We start from the raw sequence: 17387 nt of genomic DNA, 5'->3' as shown, positions 1-17387 counted from the left end.
TATGCGCTGGCAGGCTTTACAGATCCAGGTAAAGCCTCAACATGTCTTTATGTTGCACCCCATTTTCCCAAATGGGCTCATCATAGTTGTCTAAAAAATGGTCTTTGACAACATCAAATACCCGAAAGCCCATTCGCTGGTAGAAAGTGAGCTGATAACCAAACGTACCCGTACCCAATTCCAGCCTTTTCATGTCTTTGGCACGAACGAACTGGATCATGTATCGAAGCAGTTGTGTGCCACAGCCTTTGCCCTGAAAGTCAGGGGAAACAGCAATGTTAAATAGCTCCGCACGTTGGTTACCGATAGGCTTGACCACACATGCTGCGACCACATTGTCATCGGATGTTGCAATGACACACCATGAATCAAGTAGATAAGAGGCGATGCTGGATGCTGATGGATCCGCTTCGAGGAGCAGTGACGCAGGAATATGTTGGGGTGTCACTTCGCTGAAAGAGATATTAGCAGGCATCTGATAGATACCTTTTCATAGTAATTTTAAAAGTCGTAGAAAAAAGCATAAATATCCTTTTTGTCGAGCATGGCTCTGTCCTTTGGGCTTATCCATCACCAGGTAGGACTGCGTAGAGCGGCTCACCGGTTTTCGCGCAACGGAATTCGACCGTATTCCCCTATGGGACGCTGAAGGAAAGAGTCTTGCCAACACTTTCTGAACGATAGCGAGCGGTGAATTCACCATGTTCAACACCGTGTTGGTCTAGATGCGCGATAATGTTGTCTTCGTCCAGTGGAGAAATCAGTAGGCAAAGATGGTCAACACTATTCTCCATCTCTGTGGGTTCTCCACCACCTCGTCATCCCAGTTGACTATGAATATTGACAATATCAATCAAGGCATTGCCCTCGCGCAATTGGGTCAGCAAACCACGGAACGCCAGTATAAAATGCGATCATGCTCTTGCGTTTGTCAGTTCTGAGAACCAGATGATCTATGCCCAGAATGTTAAGCATGATTCCTCCTGAATGCGGTGACGCGACGTGTGCCTCGAAATATGGACTTTTTGCGCGGATTACAGTGACGTAATGGGCAAGCTGCGGCGACGTGCTTTGGATTTGTACCATGCTTCTTTTAAGTACCATCCAAGTGTACTAAGGAGTACAGATAGGGTGGTGAACATCAGTATTTGCGTTGGAAATTGGAGGAAAAATGCTTCAACGCCTGAAGTGGGTTCGTAAAGGAACAGCGAAGCCAGACGCGATGACAACAGAACGATGGTAAGGAACAAAGCGGTACGGACGATGTAAGAGAACTTTCCATAGCGTCGTTCTTCTCCCCATCGATAAAAGCGTTTGTCGAGTTCCATATTCGTTCCGGATTTTCAACTAAAACATTGATGCGGAAGAATAAAACGAACCCTTAAGTTTTTGCATTGCGAGTTGTAAATTTGCGAGTGACTCAGCGGGATGCACGGTTAAAAAAGCGCGGTGCATCCTGCCTTGGGAGATGAACGAGGTTTAGGTTGGCTTCAATCGCGGTGTTGACCGCCAGAGAAGTGGGTGTGCCGAGCGTGATCAGTGTGGCTACACCAGATAACACCGCTTTTTGCACCAATTCGATGCTGCAACGACTGGTGACCAGTAAGGCTTGAGTCGGTGCCAGCGCTTTGCCGCGGATTGCCGTTCCCAGCGTTTTATCCAGCGCATTATGGCGGCCAATATCTTCCCGGCACAGCAAAATCTCGCCTTGTTCATTGACCAACATCGCTGCGTGAATGGCACCGCTGATATGCCCCAAAGACTGCCACTGACGAAGAGACTCCCTCAGCTTGAGGATGCTGCCGTTGCTGAGGGTATCGATATATGGCAAGGGTTCAAATGTCGGAATGGCGTGTTCGAGAGATTCAGTACCGCAAATCCCACACCCTGTGCGACCAGCCAAATGACGCTTTGTGAGGGAAAGTCTCGCCTGTGCGCGGTTGGCAAGCTGCACATTCGCAATCAGCGCGTCGTCTTTCTGTTCGATGTTGATGTCGTGAATTTCGCTGCCACTTCGGATAATCCGCTCACTGAAAGAAAAACCATAAATGAAATCTTCAATATCCTGAGGTGTCACCATCATCACTGCATGGCTGACGCCGTTGTAGCTGATGGCCAGTGGCGTTTCAGTTGGCAGGGTTGCAAACGAAGTGACCTGACTCTCGTCATCAATGTAATGATGCAGCGAGTGGGGAGGAATTGGCGCATCCGGCTGCGCTTCGTCATCTTTCATTTTGCGATTGGTCATTCTCAGCCCTGAGCGGTGTGTATGTCACGAAGCATAGTGCCAACCAGTTTAACGCGTTGCCCCAAAGTGTAAAAAAGGTGATGTCACACTTTGTCGCAAACGCATTTCGGGCGGGCGCATTTGCACATTTCCCAGTGAGATCACCGCTTTACCATGCCTTTATACGGTGGCGTTTTTCCGCCTGACAGCAATGAAAAGACTACACTTTTCAGTGCCGTGACAAATTCAGTGACGGCGTTAGATTTTCCGGAATTCAGGACAATGGAATGACAGATTACTCAGGATTCGGGCTGTTTAAACACGCGCTCACTTTCCATGAAAACTGGCAACGGGCATGGCGAAACCCGACGCCGAAACCTCTTTATGACGTGATCATTGTGGGCGGTGGTGGCCATGGTTTGGCAACGGCTTACTATCTCGCCAAGGAATGTGGCGTTAAGAATGTTGCGGTGGTGGAAAAAGGCTGGCTTGGTGGCGGTAACACCGCACGAAACACCACGATTGTGCGTTCCAATTATTTGTGGGATGAAGCCGCACACCTTTACGAACACTCTCTCAAACTTTGGGAAGGCCTTTCCCAGGAGCTCAATTTCAACCTGATGTTCAGTCAACGTGGCGTGTTGAACTTGGGGCACAACCTTCAGGATATGCGTGATATTGAGCGTCGTGTCAGCGCAAACCGACTAAACGGTATCGACAGTGAAGTATTGGATACCCGAGGCGTACAAGAATTGGTGCCACTTCTTGATTGCTCTGACAATGCCCGCTACCCGGTCTTGGGGGCGAGTTGGCAGCCAAGGGGCGGCGTGGCGCGACACGACGCTGTTGCCTGGGGTTATGCCCGAGCCGCCGATCAACTGGGTGTGGATTTAATCCAACAAACGGAAGTGACCGGTCTTCGTATTGAAGACGGTAAAGTGAAAGGTGTAGAAACCTCTCGCGGGTTTATCGGCGGGGAAAAAGTGGGTTGTGTGGTTGCAGGTAACTCGGGTGAGTTAGCACGAATGGCGGGAATGACCATGCCACTGGAATCCCACCCCTTGCAGGCCATGGTATCTGAGCCAGTGAAGCCATGTATCGACACTGTCATCATGTCTAACGCTGTTCATGGCTACATCAGCCAGTCAGACAAAGGCGACTTGGTGATTGGGGCGGGTATCGACAGCTATAACGGCTTCGGTCAGCGCGGCTCTTTCCCTGTTATCGAACACACGATTTCAGCAATCATCGAGATGTTCCCTTTCCTCAGCCGTGTGCGAATGAACCGTCACTGGGGTGGGATTGTCGATACCTGTCCCGATGCTTGTCCCATCATCAGTAAAACGGACATTCAAGGGCTCTACTTCAACTGTGGTTGGGGGACTGGGGGCTTTAAAGCCACACCGGGTTCAGGTCATGTGTTTGCTCACACTATCGCGAACGATTCGCCGCACCCTATCGCGGCACCATTCAACCTCAACCGTTTTGTCACGGGCCATTTGATTGACGAACACGGCGCTGCCGGTGTTGCGCATTAGGGTCAACAGACCATAGGGAAAGGAACGCAGATGCTACGGATTTATTGCCCTTACTGTGAAGAATACAGAGAAGAAGACGAATTCAGCTATGGCGGTGAAGCGCACATTGTTCGTCCGCTCGAGCCCGAAGCCCTGAGCGATAAAGAATGGGGTCATTACTTGTTCCATCGCAAGAACATTAAGGGGAGCCACCGCGAAATGTGGTATCACGCTGCGGGCTGTCGCAAGTTCTTTAACGTTCAGCGCAACACAGTGACTTACAAGATTGAAGCGGTATACAAAATCGGTGAGTCCGCTCCCGAGGAAAATGGGGAGGCGGGTGCATGAGTCAGATTAACCGTTTAAGTGAAGGCGGGCGTATCGACCGCAATTCCTCTTTCACATTTACTTTTGAAGGCAAAGTGTATCAGGGCCATAAAGGCGACACCTTGGCCTCTGCACTGCTTGCTAACGGCGTGAAAGTCGTGGGGCGCAGTTTCAAATATCACCGTCCCCGTGGCATTTTGGGGGCAGGTGCGGAAGAGCCGAACGCGATTTTGCAGCTTGGTTCGAACGAAGCGACCTCTTTGCCAAATCAGCGCGCGACACAGACTGAGCTTTATGATGGCCTTACTGCCCGCGTTGCCAATGCCTGGCCAAGCCTGGATAAAGACTTTCTTTCCGTTGTGGGAAAAATTGGCGGTGCAATGATGCCTGCCGGCTTCTACTACAAGACTTTCATGTATCCGAAATCCCTTTGGCCAACCTACGAAAAGCAAATTCGAAAGGCGGCGGGGTTGGGTGAAATTCCACGCGCAAACGATCCGGACCAGTACGATCACATGCATCAGCATTGCGAAGTGCTGATTGTTGGTGGTGGTGCTGCAGGCCTGGCAGCGGCAAGACAGTTTCTGGGTTTAGGCCAGCGCGTGATCCTGGTGGATGAACAGTCAGAATTTGGCGGAAGCCTGCTGCATTGCCGCGAGAAGATAAACGGCAACCCAGCAACCGAATGGGTCGCTGAAACCGTGGAGCATCTGGAGGCTGACCATAACTTTATGCTGCTGCCAAGAAGCACCGCGTTTGGTTACTACGACCACAACTTTGTGGGTGTCGTAGAAAGGCTCACCGATCACTTGGGCGAAGACGTTAACGGTGTTCGCCAGCGCATCCATCACATCCGCGCTGAGCATGTTTTGCTGGCAACGGGTGCGATTGAACGTCCGCTGGTATTTGGTAACAACGATTTGCCAGGCAGTATGCTGGCATCGGCGGTACAGATTTATCTCCGTCGCTATGCAGTTGCACCGGGCAATGAGCTGATACTGATGACCACCAATGACGAAGCCTATGACGCGGCGATTGAGTGGCACAACAGTGGCAAAACCGTGGTCGCGATTGTGGATACACGTTCCTTCTCTGACGGCGAGCGGGTCAAAGAAGCCAAGGCTTTAGGAATCTCTGTCTTGCATGGTCATGCCGTGACCAGCCTTCAAGGTAGCAGCCACGTCACTGGTGCGGAAGTAGCTCCTATCGACCGTGATGGAAAGAGCGTCACGGGCACGATGAGAGTCATCAGCTGTGACACGGTAGCTACCAGCGGAGGGTGGAGCCCGGCACTGCATCTTAGTTGCCACACGGGCGGTCGTCCTAGTTGGCGTGATGATATAGCGGGATTCGTGCCTTCAAATACTGTTGAAGGAATGGATTACGCAGGCGCTGTCAATGGTGAGAGTGCGTTGCTGGAAGTGATTCAGGACGGGGCAGCCAAAGCCAAAGCCATTGCAGACGCATTGGGCGCAGAGCTCGCCGAAACGACAGTTCCTGTCGTGGACACATTGCAAACCGATTCTGCTATGGCGATGTACTTGGTGCCTTACCGTTTACCGGTCAGCCGCGCGCCAAAACAGTTTGTGGACTTTCAGAATGATGTTACTGCTGCGGGTATCGAGCTGGCAGTTCGAGAAGGTTACGAATCCATAGAGCATATCAAACGCTACACCGCGATGGGCTTTGGTACTGATCAGGGGAAAACGGGCAATATCAACGGTATGGCTATTGCTGCCAATGCAATGGGTAAATCCATTGCTGAAACCGGGACCACCATTTTCCGCCCAATGTACACGCCAGTGACCTTTGGTGCATTGGCAGGGCAGCATGTCGGCAAACTGTTCGATCCGGCGCGTTATACCGCGATGCACGAATGGCATGTCAAAGAAGGCGCGTTGTTTGAAAACGTTGGCCAATGGAAGCGCCCTTGGTATTACCCGAAGAACGGCGAAACCATGGATGAGGCTTTGGCACGAGAGTGTAAGGCAACCCGCGAAAGTGTCGGTATTCTGGATGCATCCACACTCGGTAAAATCGACATTCAGGGTAAAGATGCCCGCGAATTCCTGAACCGCATTTATACCAATGGCTGGGACAAACTGGCACCGGGACGTTGCCGCTATGGCCTGATGTGTCACGAAGACGGCATGGTGTTTGATGATGGCGTGACATCCTGTATTTCAGACTCTCACTTCATCATGACAACTACATCAGGCGGTGCAGCGGGTGTGCTGCAATGGCTGGAAGTGTGGCACCAGACCGAATGGCCAGAGCTTGAAGTTTACTTCACCAGTGTGACGGACCAATGGGCGACGATGACGATTTCCGGTCCAAATTGCCGCAATGTGCTGCGTCAGTTGGTTGGCGATGAAGATGTCTCTGAAGAGGCTATGCCGTTCATGAGCTGGAAGCCGATGAAGGTGGCTGGCGCGGATGCACGCGTTTTCCGCATCAGTTTCACGGGCGAGCTATCGTTCGAAATTAATGTGAATGCGAACTACGGCCTTTACGTGTGGGAACAGGTGATGAAAGCGGGTGAAGCCTACAACATCACCCCTTACGGCACGGAAACCATGCACATTCTGCGTGCAGAGAAAGGCTTTATTATCGTGGGGCAGGATACTGATGGCTCGGTGACGCCTCAGGATCTCAATATGGGTTGGATTACTGGTAAGCAGAAAACCTACAGCTTCTTGGGTCGTCGATCCTGGTCACGGGAGGACACTGTCCGAACTGACAGGAAACAGCTGGTGGGCCTGAAATGCGTGGAGTCACACAAGGTTATTCCAGAAGGGGCGCAGGCAGTCGATAACCCTGACCAACCAGTCCCAATGACCATGGTGGGGCATGTCACCTCTTCATACTTCAGTGCCGTATTGGGGCATTCCATCGCTTTCGGTCTCATAAAAGATGGTCTTAACCGAATGGGGGAGTATGTTTATTTCCCATTGGCGAATGGCAAAACACTCAAGGCGGAGATTTGCAGCTCAGTGTTTTACGACACTAAAAATGAAAAGCCAATGAATGCGAACGAGGATGAAGTGTCGGCGCTGTCAGAAAGCTATGAACCAGTAAAACGCACACCTGTGCATCATCTCGGTAAATCGCACCCATCTTCACCGGGCGTGCATTTGCATGAGCGCGATGGTGTAAGCCATCTCGTGTTACGTGGTGAGCCTACTGCAGAGTTCTCTGCGGCAGTGGAAAGTGCATTAGGGCTGACCTTGCCAGTTTCACCTTGTACTTCTTCGGTGAACGATTCGCTGCAAATTTGGTGGCAATCGCCAGATGAGTGGCTGATCCTGAGCTTCGAGCAAGATGCAAGTACCATCGAGAAGAAACTTCGGGAAGCGTTGCAAGGGCATTTCCAAATCACGGATGTCAGTGGTGGGCAGACATTGCTAATGCTGACTGGTTCTCATGCCAAAGACGTGCTGAAGAAATCTGTTTCCTACGATGTCGATGGAAGAAGCTTCATCATGGGCAAGTGCGTTGGCACATCTTTCGCCAAAGGGCAGGTGTTTATGCGCCATCACAGTGAAAACTGTTATGACCTGATTGTGCGCCGAAGTTTTGCTGATTACATCGCGCTTTGGATACAGCAATCCGCCGACGAATACGGATTGGCGCTGGACTGCTGATTGGCCTACTAACTCAATACTCATTGCCCGCTTCGCTTCATGCGGGCTTTGTTTTTCTTAGCCACGTGACGCATTAGCCACCTGCATTAGTGATATTGTTTAACACCCAAACGACCTGAAGATGCGGGATTCAGGTTATTTGGGTATTAAACAATAACGAGATGGCGCGCTTGGATTTTATCACTGACCCTTTGTTTTACCTTATGGCTATCCCGGCCGTGCTGATTTACGGCATCGGTAAAGGTGGGTTGGGTGGCGCGCTGGGTATCATCGCCGTTCCGCTTATGGCACTGACGATAGCACCGACACAGGCTGCGGCTATCTTGCTACCGATTCTTCTTGTGATGGACGTATTCGCCGTTCGCTATCACTACCGCAAGGCTGATTATTCCGTGATCAAGCAAATGCTACCGGGTGCGCTGGTGGGCGTTGCACTCGCAGGCTTCTACATGCAAGCTGTTTCGCAGGCAGGATTGAAGCTGACGATTGGGGTATTGTTGCTGTGGTTTTGTGGTCAGTATTTATTGAGCCTGTTAGGAATGGCCAAGCCCGCCAGAAGGCGAAATAACATGTTGGCAGCCACGCTGTGGGGTGGTGTGAGCGGGTTTTCCAGCACCACCATCCATGCCGGTGGTGGCCCTGCGAGTATTTATCTTCTTCCTCTGAGGCTCGAAAAAGTCACGCTGGTGGCAACTATGGCGGTGTTCTTCGCTGTGTTAAATGTGGTGAAACTTATTCCTTACGCGGCTCTTGGCGAACTTGACACCAACAATTTGTCTACGGCATTGATACTCGTGCCATTGGCACCAATCGGGGTGGCGCTGGGCGTGAAGCTTCTGCATCGCGTCAGTCAGGCGCGCATTTATCAGCTTTGCTACCTGTTTCTTTTCCTGTCGGGTGTGAAGCTTTCTGTGGATGGGATCAGCGGGCTTCTTTGACTATTTCCTGCTGAGCCTGAATGCCAGTGATACCGCCAGGCTCTGTGCTAAGCAGAGTGTCGCCGTTTGGGAGCGGAAGGATTCAACCTCTGCTTCTTTAATCACAAAGCAAACGTCGCTATTTGCCGCCAGAGGGCTCACCTGACTGTCGGTAAAAATGATTTGTTTTGCCTTTTTCATGGCGGCGAACTCACACAGCTCAACCGTTTCTGGCGAGTAAGGGGAGAAGCTCGCACCAATTACCAAGTCTTTGCTGCCCACCAACGCTAATTGCTCAGCTGCCATGCTGCCGAATCCGTCGACAATCACAACACGGCGTTCAAGATGACGAAGTGCATAACCCAGGTATGAGGCGATGCTGAAAGCACGACGCATCGCCACGATGTATATGGTTTCCGCGTTTTCTAAAAGATCGACGGCTGCATCCAACTGCTCGGGTGCGATTGCATTGGAGAGCTCCTGAAGCGCGACGGTATTGGCGTGACTAAACTGCTGCAGAATGTCTGACGGCGTTTCCAGTTCCCTTTCTTCACCTTGGGCGTTTTGTAGCAGACGGGCGCGTTCAGTATAGCTGCTGGTTTCCTCAACAAGGTTTTTGCGGAACAGTTGCTTCATTTCGTTGAAGCCACTGAATTCAAATGCATTTGCAAAGCGGATCAGTGTTGAAGGAGGCACATTCGCATGAGTGGCAATGACGGCTACAGTGTCGAAGGCAATGCTGTTGGGGTTATCCAACACATAGTGAGCAACCTGCTGAAGCCGTTTACTCAGATCATGATAGCGGTGACGGATTTGTTGTTGTAATTCAGCGAGGTGAGTTGCAGTTGCCATAGCGATCCCTGATTTAGCACGTCTATGTCAAGTGTAATGTTTCGTTAAAGAATAGGAAATGGAATTTTTATTCCAATCCTTATACTAACAACAACGGCGGGCGACTTAACTGAAAGTGATCTCGCTGAAGTGAGGGTTATCAACTAAGACCTTCATCGAGGTAACATTGTCGAGCACAACCAACACTTCTTCACCATCGACATCCAACACCATACATTCCTCTTTCTGGATATTTCGCGCGGTATCTTTGGCAATGCCTTCGTTAACGCCACCGTCTTTCATCACTAACCTCACGGGGTAGTGATACAAACAGGCGATTTCGACATAGTCATATTCGGCACATTTAATCATGAACCTTCCCTCCATGGGTGATAGTTCTTTTAGTGTGACCCAAAGAGTAAAAACCCGCTAACAATAGCGGGCTCAAATTTACTACTTGGATTCCGCCGTATTAGGCAAAGGGACTGCAACCACCTCGACACGTCGGTTCTCGGTTCTACCCGCTGCTGTTTTGTTGCTTTGTGCGGGTTTGGTTTCCCCTGCAGAGACAGTTTTGAGTTGTTTCTTGTCTCCGCCAGCATCAACCAAATAGCCTTTGACCGACTCTGCGCGTTTCAGACCCAGGGTCAGGTTGTAAGCGTGCGAACCTACGCTGTCTGTGTGACCTGTGATGGAAAGCGGTGTAGAGGAAGTTTTTATGGAATCCACAATTCTCGCCAGAATCTTCTTGCCTGTTGGTGTCAGAGAAGACTTATCAAACCCGAAGTGCACTTTAGCAATCAACCCACTTTTTCCTTGCTCTATCTTTGGGGTTTCGCGCACCAAGAGCTCTGCACATTCTTTATTGAGGCCCGCGTTGAGCAGGGCGTTGATGAAGATTGGGGTGGTTGGAAAAGCGTTGGTTTGGCGTTCAAGTTGGAGGTAATGCGCCTTATGAAAAAAGACATCAGTCGATTGCCCGACGTCTATTTTGAATCTGACCTCTGTTTGCTTGTCTGAACAAATGTCCTCAAACACCGTTGCCGAAATGTTAGATGCTAGAGTCGGCATCGCCACGCTGCTCAATGCAATAAAAAGCGCAGGAAGGGTAAAGGTGGCTTTCATAAATGCTCCGTTATTCATCGTAGTGGCGATAGTAAAGGTGACCGACTTCTTCACTGATCAACTCAAGGACAGTGTCAAAGATTTCCTGATAAGAATCGGCAGACTGAATATTGTCTTCGCCAGCACATATTTTTAGTCCGGGGTTGGTTTCTAAGTTATAGTCAAAACCAATGACGAAAATTTTGGCTTCAACGTCTCGCCCGTTAATCGTTTTGGCTTCAAGATCGCTGATGATGTTGTTGCAAAGGCCTCGTTCATATAATCGAAGAGCAGCGTAGCCCGGATAGCGGTTATCGTTTGAGTTTCCATCGTTTGCTGAGTCAATACCATCAGAAAGCACGATAATTAATTTTCGAACATTCTCGCCTTCATTGACGATTTTCGCTGCATCGATCAAACCTTCGTAAGATGCCGTACCATAATCTGGATAAAAACTGGAAATAGTTGAACGGAACTGTCTGAAGTTGTCGGTTAAATCGAGCGTGTAAAAATAAGAGTCGTCACCACTATATCTGCCGTTAATGCGGGTATAGCGATTGTTCAAAGGATCCGAAGCGGTAGCCGAATAGTTAATATTGGGAATGTTTCGCCACCATTCCCACGTTAAACTGCTTGAATTATAGTTATAATCTACGTTGCTGTAATAGCGGCTCCCATTGTTTGGGTACATGTTGTAACCAATGAATGCTGCACGGTTTTTTAGCTTGGAACCGTTGAGCTCTTGCTCGGTTTTTTCATTGAAAGTTTCCAGCTTTTGGGTGATGTCGGAAATGACGTCAATAACACCCCGATACTTCAACTTCCCATTCCATGATTCCTGCATTGACCCGGAAAAATCGGCAACAAAAGCAACATCAATGGTATATCCCTGATATTTTCGAGCTACGGCCTTACCGCCCATTTCCTGAACTTCTTCGTAACCCAAGTTGTAGTCGTCTTGTGGGTACCAAGAATCGAAATCAGCATTAATGACAACTTTGTATTCGGTAAATACCAAGCCTTCCTCATCATAAATACCGGGCTTTCCGCAATCATTACCATAAATTTCGTCACAACTTTTTCGGACGATAGCAATATCTGATTGCTCAATTTCGCCATCTGGAACAAAAACGTTCGTTACTTTTTGAGCAAGCTCTTTGTTTTCGCTCTCGACTGTAGATGCATTCGCAGCAACGGCCAATGAAGCCATTTCAACCGCGTCGCCAAGTCTTGCGTGTGTTTGCAAATAGCGCGTTGACTCAACAGCAAAAACAAAAATGCTGAAGAACAAAGGATACATAATCACAAAAATAATGGTGGCTATGCCTTGTTGTTTTTTGGGTGAATGAAAATTCATTTTCTTTCCCTAGCGACCAAATGACATTGAGATTGAGCGGACTCGTTCGAAGTTTTCACCAACGATGTCGCCATACCAGTTCTTCGAGCGATAGCAAATAGTGACTTGGTAAAGCGTAAGTTTGTTGTCGAACTGGGTGATAGGAGCCATATCTATCATGTTGGATAGAACAGTGTCTGGCTGACATGCATATTGACCGAGGCTAAAGCGGTGAACATTAACAACGGGACTGATTGGCTGCTTATTGTCATCGAATTGTTGTTGTTCGATATAAAGGCCTAATCGCGATGCTTCGAAATCGCCAATAGTATCTTTGAGAGACCTTGATACGAGGTCCAAGCCTTTTGTTGCTTCGGCATAGGTGATCGTCTCATCGCCGTCAAAGAGTTCAGTGCGCTCTTTGATAAGGCTGACGAGTGAATAGGAAAGCCTATCCAGTTTTCCTTTGATGGATTGCTTGACGACCACATCCATAGTGAAAACCAAAACGAGGCTAAAACCAATCAATACCAAGACAAGTTCTATGGTGAATACGCCGCGTTGTTTATTGGCTAAATTGGTCACGTTCAAACTCCTGAATGCCAAATACTTCACGGGCTAAAGTAATATTCTGTAAGCCGCCTACCCAATTGAAAACTGACGAGTAGTCATAGCTCACTCTATAGAGCGCAATGGGGTTGTCCTCTCGCTCTTCGCTTCCTTGACTGTTAGGGGAGGTGGCATCGTTATAAGACTCGTAATAACGTACCGATATATTGAATTTGTTGCGGTCTAGAAATCGAGCCCAAGTGCTATCGTTGTCATTGAGCGTGCGCATGAATACATCGGTGTAGTCACTGTTTGCAGATGTTCTGGCATTGCGTGATGACTCAGCGATGGCATAGTCGACGGCGGATGAAATGAATCCCATGATGCACAACTCCACCCAAAATATCAGAACATAAAATAGAGCCATGAATCCAAGAACGAATTCAATGGCAACAACACCACGTTGTTTGTTCATATTATTTTTATTTTGCATTTCCGTATCTCTAAGCCTTCCATCGAATGAAAAGTTTGTTTCCTTTAACTTGAACCTCAGGCTTACCCTGTTTGTCGTCCCTCATTTCAAGTACGATACGTACAAAGTTTTCATGTTCCCCCAGAACCAATTTTTTAGCGGGACCTTCTTTGTAATAACGACGCCGCTTTGTGGTGAAATCTTTTGCACCCTCAATGTCAAACACCCACTTTTTGCGTTTCTCCAAATACTCTGTATTGATTTGTCCCAGTGGAAAATCAGATGTTGCTATGTATTCTTCACCTTCAGCGGTTGATTTATATTCAACGTGAGTCACCAAGCGACGCGATTTAGCAAACTGACGTTTTTTCTTGGTTTCAGCCAGTTCTGCCAGCCGTTTCGCTTGTTTTTCTTCTTCAATCGCTCGCTGAGCGCTCTTGGCTTTTGCTTGCTCCATTTTTATTCGGAGTTTTGCTAGTTGGTCATTTGAGCCTGTCGCTGTATTTAGTTCTGGTTGGGCCGGGCTTGTTACAATGTTCGACTGAACCTTTGGCCCACTCTCCATATTGCCCTTTGTCGCAACATCTTGCTGTTTTGTCTTTACTGGTTCAGGCTGCTTGTCTTGTTTTCCCATTGGCACTGAAGCGGATTTCTCAACATATGTGAGCTTATTTGTGTTGAGAGTTGTGGCCCGAAGTCCCGTAAACTTCTCGGCGAGATAGGTATCATTTTCGCTGTTTGCCAGTAATTGACTGAATGCGCGTGTTTTGCCAGCTTTAGCATAAGCGAGAAGTAGGTTGGCTTTGGCCTTATCATCGGCTCTACCTGCCTGAACAAGTGGGGCGAGAATATCAATAGCTTCGTCGTAGTCACCTTTCAAAAGCGCCATCATCGCTAAATTATTTTTTACTGCGGCATCGTTGTAGTGATTTTTCCTTGCGGTTTCAAAGGCCGTGGTGGCATCGGCAAATTTTCCTTGTTCAGCCAGAATCAACCCTCTGAGGTTGTGTGCTTCACCTAAACCTTTTTCCTTTCGAATTGCGGTATTCGCATGTTGTTCAGCTAACGTCAATTTGCCTTGATCGAGAAAAACGTTTGCACGAAGAAGGGCGAGTTCTGCGCTATCCAGCTTCCTGGGAGATATTTGGGATAGTTGGAACATGGCAGCTTCTGCATCTCCCAACTTGTAATGTGCTGATGCGAGCTTGAATCTCGTGGCGGCAGATGGTTCTTCTTGCAGCTGCCTTTCGTAGCGTTTTACAAGAGCAGCATAGTTTCCTGAGTTAATGAGGATGTCTTCACCGTTATCTTTCACGTACTGAGATGGTGAAGAAGAGGTACAACCTACTAATAGGGTTGCTGCAAAAAAATAAGCGAAGATTTTCATTAACCTAACATCCTCATAACTCCTGGTGCGGTAATCAAAATCACGATTGGCATCATGATGAAAATGATCAAAGGAACAGACATTTTTGAAGCTAGCTTGCCGGCTTTTTCCTCCAGAGAGAGCAATTGAATTTCACGTATGTCTCTCGCCAACGTTGAAAGAACACCGTAAATTGAGGTTCCGTGCTGCATGCTTTGAGAGAGTGTCATCACGAAGCTGCGCATTTCAGGAGCAGGGATCCGCTCATGCAGTTCTCTCAAAGCTTTTTCAAGACCGACAGTTTGAGACCTATCTCTCAGGCGTTTAAGCATATAGGCCATATCTCTATCAAATGCAGCCATTTCAGATGTGAGATAAAACAAGGTTGTTTCGATAGTCATGCCTGTTTGTACACAAACGCCCATTAGATCGAGAAGGTAGGGTAGTTTTCGGGTTAGTTTGGATGCTAAAGCTCGGCGACGCATGTCCAGATAAATATCAGGAGCGATAACAACTGCTACGACGAGTAGACTCAACCACATCACCTTTGAAGTGACTGATTCACTGAGAGGTGTGTCGCCCGAAAACAAAATAATCAGGGTGCCTACAGCACAGACCGTGTACTTGATAAGGAAGTAGTAAGGCGCGAGGGAGGTATTGTAAAAACCTGCACCGATAAACTTCTCTTCAATTTCCCGGTTTGTACCTGCAAGAAAACTAGCTGTAAAACTGGCTATCTCAGACATCGCCGATTTTTGGGTAGATGCGGTTGGAGCGTCGAGTGTCTGGCGTATGCGGTAGCGGCGAAAAAACGAAACATAAATCCCGGTAAGAATCACTGCCGCACCAACGGATATCAGCAAGGTGTAGAAAACTATCTGTACACCAGTCATTACTTAACGCTCCGCATAAGGCCAGTAATGATTGCCATACCAATTGCTTCACTAATAAGGGTGTAGTAAAGCAGTGGGCGACCGTTTTCATTGTTCATCACGAAGTCATAGTTTTCAGGACTAAGTACACGCATGATGAAGAAAATGAAAATGAATGGTATGGCACACACAATGTATGCAGACATTCGCGCCTCTGCGGTCATCGCCCTCTTTTTCATTTCTATTGAACGGGCATCAAACAGAACTCGATTCAATCGAGTGATCACTTCCCGAAGCTGGCCGCCTCGGTTAACGTTGACGCGCATTGCGATTACGAAGAATTGAAATGATGGTGTGGGAAACCGCAAACAAGCCTTCCTGAATACAGCATCTGTCGACTCCCCCATATTCAGACGTTCTCCCATGCGCTTGAATTCTTTACCGACGATACTGTCGAGATTTCCACCGACAAAAACGATGGCATGAAGCAAACTTTCACCAGCGGAGACTGAGCTAGCAATCATGTTTAGCGCATCAGGGAAGCTATCCTCAAACGCATTCTGAGCTCGGGTATTTAGGTATGAAAGACCTAAAATGGCAGATAAAGGCACTGTGATTACGAGACTAGTAATCATGGATAAATGGAATAAGGTACCCAACACGTAAACCCCAAGCATTGAGGTGACGGCGAAGAACGCGATGATTTTCAGAAGTGCAAACCGTCCTATATCGGCCAACACATTCTCGAACGCGCGTTTTACTCTTTGCGGATAGGTAGTTTGCGTCAGCGCATCCATGTCTACCGCACGGTTTTCTAGAAATTGGGTTTCCGGGAGCGGGTTATTGTCTTTTAGCAATGTTTCCCGACGGGATTTAAGACGCGTTTGTTTGTGGAGCAAGTAGAGTCCAAACGCTAGGAATAAGCAGTAAATCGCGTTTGCAATCATGAAGATCTCCCGCTGAAGATACTGTTTAGTTCTTTATCTAAACCGAAGTAACGGGCCTTTTCATAAAGCACCGAACGTTGAAGCAAGCCAGAAGTGATAAAGTCGCCACGCACTTTTCCGTTTTCTCCAATACCACGGTGCTCAAAGCGGAAAATTTCCTCCATGACTACGTTGTTACCCTCCATACCAACGACTTCACTAATGCTAAGCACCTTACGGCTACCATCATGAAGGCGACTGATTTGGATAATGACATCGATAGCACTGACTATGGTTCGCCTAATCGCTTCCAAGGGGAGAGAGGAGGTTGCCATCATGACCATGCTCTCGATACGGGATATAGCATCTCTAGGGTTATTGGCATGAAGTGTTGTCATTGAACCATCATGGCCAGTGTTCATCGCTTGGAGCATTTCAAATGCTTCTGAACCACGACACTCACCAATAATGATTCTGTCTGGACGCATACGCAGTGCGTTAATAACTAGCTGGCGCTGATTGACTTCACCGGTACCTTCTATACCTGCTGTACGTGTTTCAAGGCGGACGACATGGGGTTGTTGCAATCTCAGTTCTGCCGCATCCTCAATAGTGACGACTCGCTCTTTCTCCGAAATATAGTGAGATAAAGCATTCATCATGGTTGTTTTACCGGAGCCCGTACCTCCTGATATCACAATGTTTGCGCGGCATCTCGAAGCAATGACCATCAATTTGGCTAATTCAGGAGTCATGGCTCCAAATTCAACTAGATCCGCAAACATGATGCTTTGCTTTTTAAACTTACGGATTGAAACGGAAGCACCATCAATCGCAATTGGAGGGAGCACGATATTTACCCGGCTGCCATCCTCCAAGCGTGCATCACACATCGGCACCGACTCATCCACCCGACGACCCACGCGTGCCGCAATGCGCTTTGCAACATTAATCAGTTGTTGGTTATCGATGAATGTGATTGGAGATTTTTCCACCAAACCATTTCGTTCGATGAAGACATCAGACGGACCATTAATCATGATGTCAGAGATTGTGTCATCTTCGATTAACGGTTGAATGGGACCTAAACCTCGAAGCTCATCGTACATCATTCGTACGAAGTCACTTCTCAACGCATTGTTAATAGGTACGTTGTCTTGATCGGCCAATAGGTTAATGGCCTCAATTAACTGCTGCTGCAGATCTTCACGTTTCAGTGAGGCAATGGCTTCCGCATCGATAGCATCAAAGATTCTCTCGCGAAGCGAACGATATAAGTCTCTTGTTCCCTGCATATGC

18 protein-coding genes are annotated in these 17387 nt (G+C 48.3%); 4 read left to right on the top strand and 14 right to left on the bottom strand.

From position 1 onward, the window contains the following. Nucleotides 1-16: 16 nt before the first annotated feature. The 4 genes from QL223_RS12295 to fdhD all read right to left on the bottom strand — a co-directional run bounded on the left by QL223_RS12295 (nt 17) and on the right by fdhD (nt 2248). A complete protein-coding gene (locus QL223_RS12295; RefSeq protein WP_002539801.1) occupies nt 17-475 on the bottom strand; it encodes a GNAT family N-acetyltransferase in 459 nt (152 codons plus the stop codon). A 160-nt stretch (nt 476-635) separates the two neighbouring features. Beyond that, entirely contained in the window at nt 636-794 is a 159-nt protein-coding gene (locus QL223_RS12290; protein ID WP_281544909.1) for a hypothetical protein, read from the bottom strand. Between the two features lie 240 nt (nt 795-1034). Next, the gene (locus tag QL223_RS12285) at nt 1035-1328 is read right to left on the bottom strand and encodes a hypothetical protein (RefSeq protein ID WP_046307351.1); all 294 of its coding nucleotides are present in this window, start codon (nt 1326-1328) and stop codon (nt 1035-1037) included. Nucleotides 1329-1420: 92 nt separating this feature from the next. Further along, nucleotides 1421-2248, bottom strand: a complete 828-nt coding sequence (gene fdhD, locus QL223_RS12280; RefSeq protein WP_281544908.1) for a formate dehydrogenase accessory sulfurtransferase FdhD — start codon at nt 2246-2248, stop codon at nt 1421-1423. A 266-nt stretch (nt 2249-2514) separates the two neighbouring features. Here fdhD and QL223_RS12275 point away from each other — a divergent pair, with 266 nt between their 5' ends. From QL223_RS12275 to QL223_RS12260, 4 genes are all read left to right on the top strand, one after another. Beyond that, complete coding sequence (locus tag QL223_RS12275) at nt 2515-3765, top strand: sarcosine oxidase subunit beta family protein (RefSeq protein ID WP_002539808.1); 1251 nt, start codon at nt 2515-2517, stop codon at nt 3763-3765. Nucleotides 3766-3795: 30 nt separating this feature from the next. Next, nucleotides 3796-4092: a sarcosine oxidase subunit delta gene (locus tag QL223_RS12270; RefSeq protein WP_002539810.1), complete on the top strand. Its 297-nt coding sequence runs from the start codon at nt 3796-3798 to the stop codon at nt 4090-4092. After that, complete coding sequence (locus tag QL223_RS12265; protein WP_281544907.1) at nt 4089-7715, top strand: sarcosine oxidase subunit alpha family protein; 3627 nt, start codon at nt 4089-4091, stop codon at nt 7713-7715. Before QL223_RS12270 ends, QL223_RS12265 begins: the two co-directional genes overlap by 4 nt. A gap of 170 nt (nt 7716-7885) precedes the next feature. Further along, nucleotides 7886-8653, top strand: a complete 768-nt coding sequence (locus QL223_RS12260; protein WP_152442383.1) for a sulfite exporter TauE/SafE family protein — start codon at nt 7886-7888, stop codon at nt 8651-8653. Here QL223_RS12260 and QL223_RS12255 read toward each other — a convergent pair whose 3' ends face one another. From QL223_RS12255 to QL223_RS12210, 10 genes are all read right to left on the bottom strand, one after another. Further along, a complete protein-coding gene (locus QL223_RS12255) occupies nt 8654-9484 on the bottom strand; it encodes a MurR/RpiR family transcriptional regulator (RefSeq protein ID WP_281544906.1) in 831 nt (276 codons plus the stop codon). 105 nt (nt 9485-9589) lie between these two features. Further along, nucleotides 9590-9835 (bottom strand): Rho-binding antiterminator, encoded by a 246-nt coding sequence (locus QL223_RS12250; protein WP_002539816.1) that lies wholly within the window; start codon nt 9833-9835, stop codon nt 9590-9592. An 81-nt stretch (nt 9836-9916) separates the two neighbouring features. Then, nucleotides 9917-10588 (bottom strand): OmpA family protein, encoded by a 672-nt coding sequence (locus QL223_RS12245; RefSeq protein ID WP_002539818.1) that lies wholly within the window; start codon nt 10586-10588, stop codon nt 9917-9919. A 10-nt stretch (nt 10589-10598) separates the two neighbouring features. Further along, nucleotides 10599-11924: a hypothetical protein gene (locus QL223_RS12240; protein ID WP_002539820.1), complete on the bottom strand. Its 1326-nt coding sequence runs from the start codon at nt 11922-11924 to the stop codon at nt 10599-10601. Nucleotides 11925-11933: 9 nt separating this feature from the next. Next, nucleotides 11934-12488: a tight adherence pilus pseudopilin TadF gene (gene tadF, locus QL223_RS12235; RefSeq protein ID WP_165013756.1), complete on the bottom strand. Its 555-nt coding sequence runs from the start codon at nt 12486-12488 to the stop codon at nt 11934-11936. Next, complete coding sequence (locus QL223_RS12230; protein WP_002539823.1) at nt 12469-12834, bottom strand: hypothetical protein; 366 nt, start codon at nt 12832-12834, stop codon at nt 12469-12471. The genes tadF and QL223_RS12230 overlap by 20 nt, the downstream gene beginning before the upstream one ends. 121 nt (nt 12835-12955) lie before the next feature. Beyond that, a complete protein-coding gene (locus QL223_RS12225; RefSeq protein WP_002539825.1) occupies nt 12956-14311 on the bottom strand; it encodes a tetratricopeptide repeat protein in 1356 nt (451 codons plus the stop codon). After that, the gene (locus QL223_RS12220; protein WP_002539827.1) at nt 14311-15183 is read right to left on the bottom strand and encodes a type II secretion system F family protein; all 873 of its coding nucleotides are present in this window, start codon (nt 15181-15183) and stop codon (nt 14311-14313) included. Before QL223_RS12220 ends, QL223_RS12225 begins: the two co-directional genes overlap by 1 nt. Next, nucleotides 15183-16109: a type II secretion system F family protein gene (locus tag QL223_RS12215; RefSeq protein WP_002539828.1), complete on the bottom strand. Its 927-nt coding sequence runs from the start codon at nt 16107-16109 to the stop codon at nt 15183-15185. The genes QL223_RS12220 and QL223_RS12215 overlap by 1 nt, the downstream gene beginning before the upstream one ends. Next, nucleotides 16106-17383, bottom strand: a complete 1278-nt coding sequence (locus QL223_RS12210; RefSeq protein ID WP_281544905.1) for a CpaF family protein — start codon at nt 17381-17383, stop codon at nt 16106-16108. Before QL223_RS12210 ends, QL223_RS12215 begins: the two co-directional genes overlap by 4 nt. Between the last annotated feature and the right edge of the window lie 4 nt (nt 17384-17387).

The organism is Grimontia sp. SpTr1, from assembly GCF_947387585.1.
GTDB lineage: Bacteria > Pseudomonadota > Gammaproteobacteria > Enterobacterales > Vibrionaceae > Enterovibrio > Enterovibrio indicus.
The sequence above is the reverse complement of the archived record's forward strand: the minus strand, read 5'-3'. Positions and strand labels throughout refer to the sequence as shown.

Excerpts from the sequence above, each read along its gene's own strand:
- QL223_RS12295 (WP_002539801.1), bottom strand. The coding sequence starts at position 475 with ATGCCTGCTAATATCTCTTTCAGCGAAGTGACACCCCAACATATTCCT.
- QL223_RS12290 (WP_281544909.1), bottom strand. The coding sequence starts at position 794 with ATGGAGAATAGTGTTGACCATCTTTGCCTACTGATTTCTCCACTGGAC.
- QL223_RS12285 (WP_046307351.1), bottom strand. The coding sequence starts at position 1,328 with ATGGAACTCGACAAACGCTTTTATCGATGGGGAGAAGAACGACGCTAT.
- fdhD (WP_281544908.1), bottom strand. The coding sequence starts at position 2,248 with ATGACCAATCGCAAAATGAAAGATGACGAAGCGCAGCCGGATGCGCCA.
- QL223_RS12275 (WP_002539808.1), top strand. The coding sequence starts at position 2,515 with ATGACAGATTACTCAGGATTCGGGCTGTTTAAACACGCGCTCACTTTC.
- QL223_RS12270 (WP_002539810.1), top strand. The coding sequence starts at position 3,796 with ATGCTACGGATTTATTGCCCTTACTGTGAAGAATACAGAGAAGAAGAC.
- QL223_RS12265 (WP_281544907.1), top strand. The coding sequence starts at position 4,089 with ATGAGTCAGATTAACCGTTTAAGTGAAGGCGGGCGTATCGACCGCAAT.
- QL223_RS12255 (WP_281544906.1), bottom strand. The coding sequence starts at position 9,484 with ATGGCAACTGCAACTCACCTCGCTGAATTACAACAACAAATCCGTCAC.
- QL223_RS12250 (WP_002539816.1), bottom strand. The coding sequence starts at position 9,835 with ATGATTAAATGTGCCGAATATGACTATGTCGAAATCGCCTGTTTGTAT.
- QL223_RS12245 (WP_002539818.1), bottom strand. The coding sequence starts at position 10,588 with ATGAAAGCCACCTTTACCCTTCCTGCGCTTTTTATTGCATTGAGCAGC.
- QL223_RS12240 (WP_002539820.1), bottom strand. The coding sequence starts at position 11,924 with ATGAATTTTCATTCACCCAAAAAACAACAAGGCATAGCCACCATTATT.
- QL223_RS12230 (WP_002539823.1), bottom strand. The coding sequence starts at position 12,834 with ATGGGATTCATTTCATCCGCCGTCGACTATGCCATCGCTGAGTCATCA.
- QL223_RS12225 (WP_002539825.1), bottom strand. The coding sequence starts at position 14,311 with ATGAAAATCTTCGCTTATTTTTTTGCAGCAACCCTATTAGTAGGTTGT.
- QL223_RS12220 (WP_002539827.1), bottom strand. The coding sequence starts at position 15,183 with ATGACTGGTGTACAGATAGTTTTCTACACCTTGCTGATATCCGTTGGT.
- QL223_RS12215 (WP_002539828.1), bottom strand. The coding sequence starts at position 16,109 with ATGATTGCAAACGCGATTTACTGCTTATTCCTAGCGTTTGGACTCTAC.
- QL223_RS12210 (WP_281544905.1), bottom strand. The coding sequence starts at position 17,383 with ATGCAGGGAACAAGAGACTTATATCGTTCGCTTCGCGAGAGAATCTTT.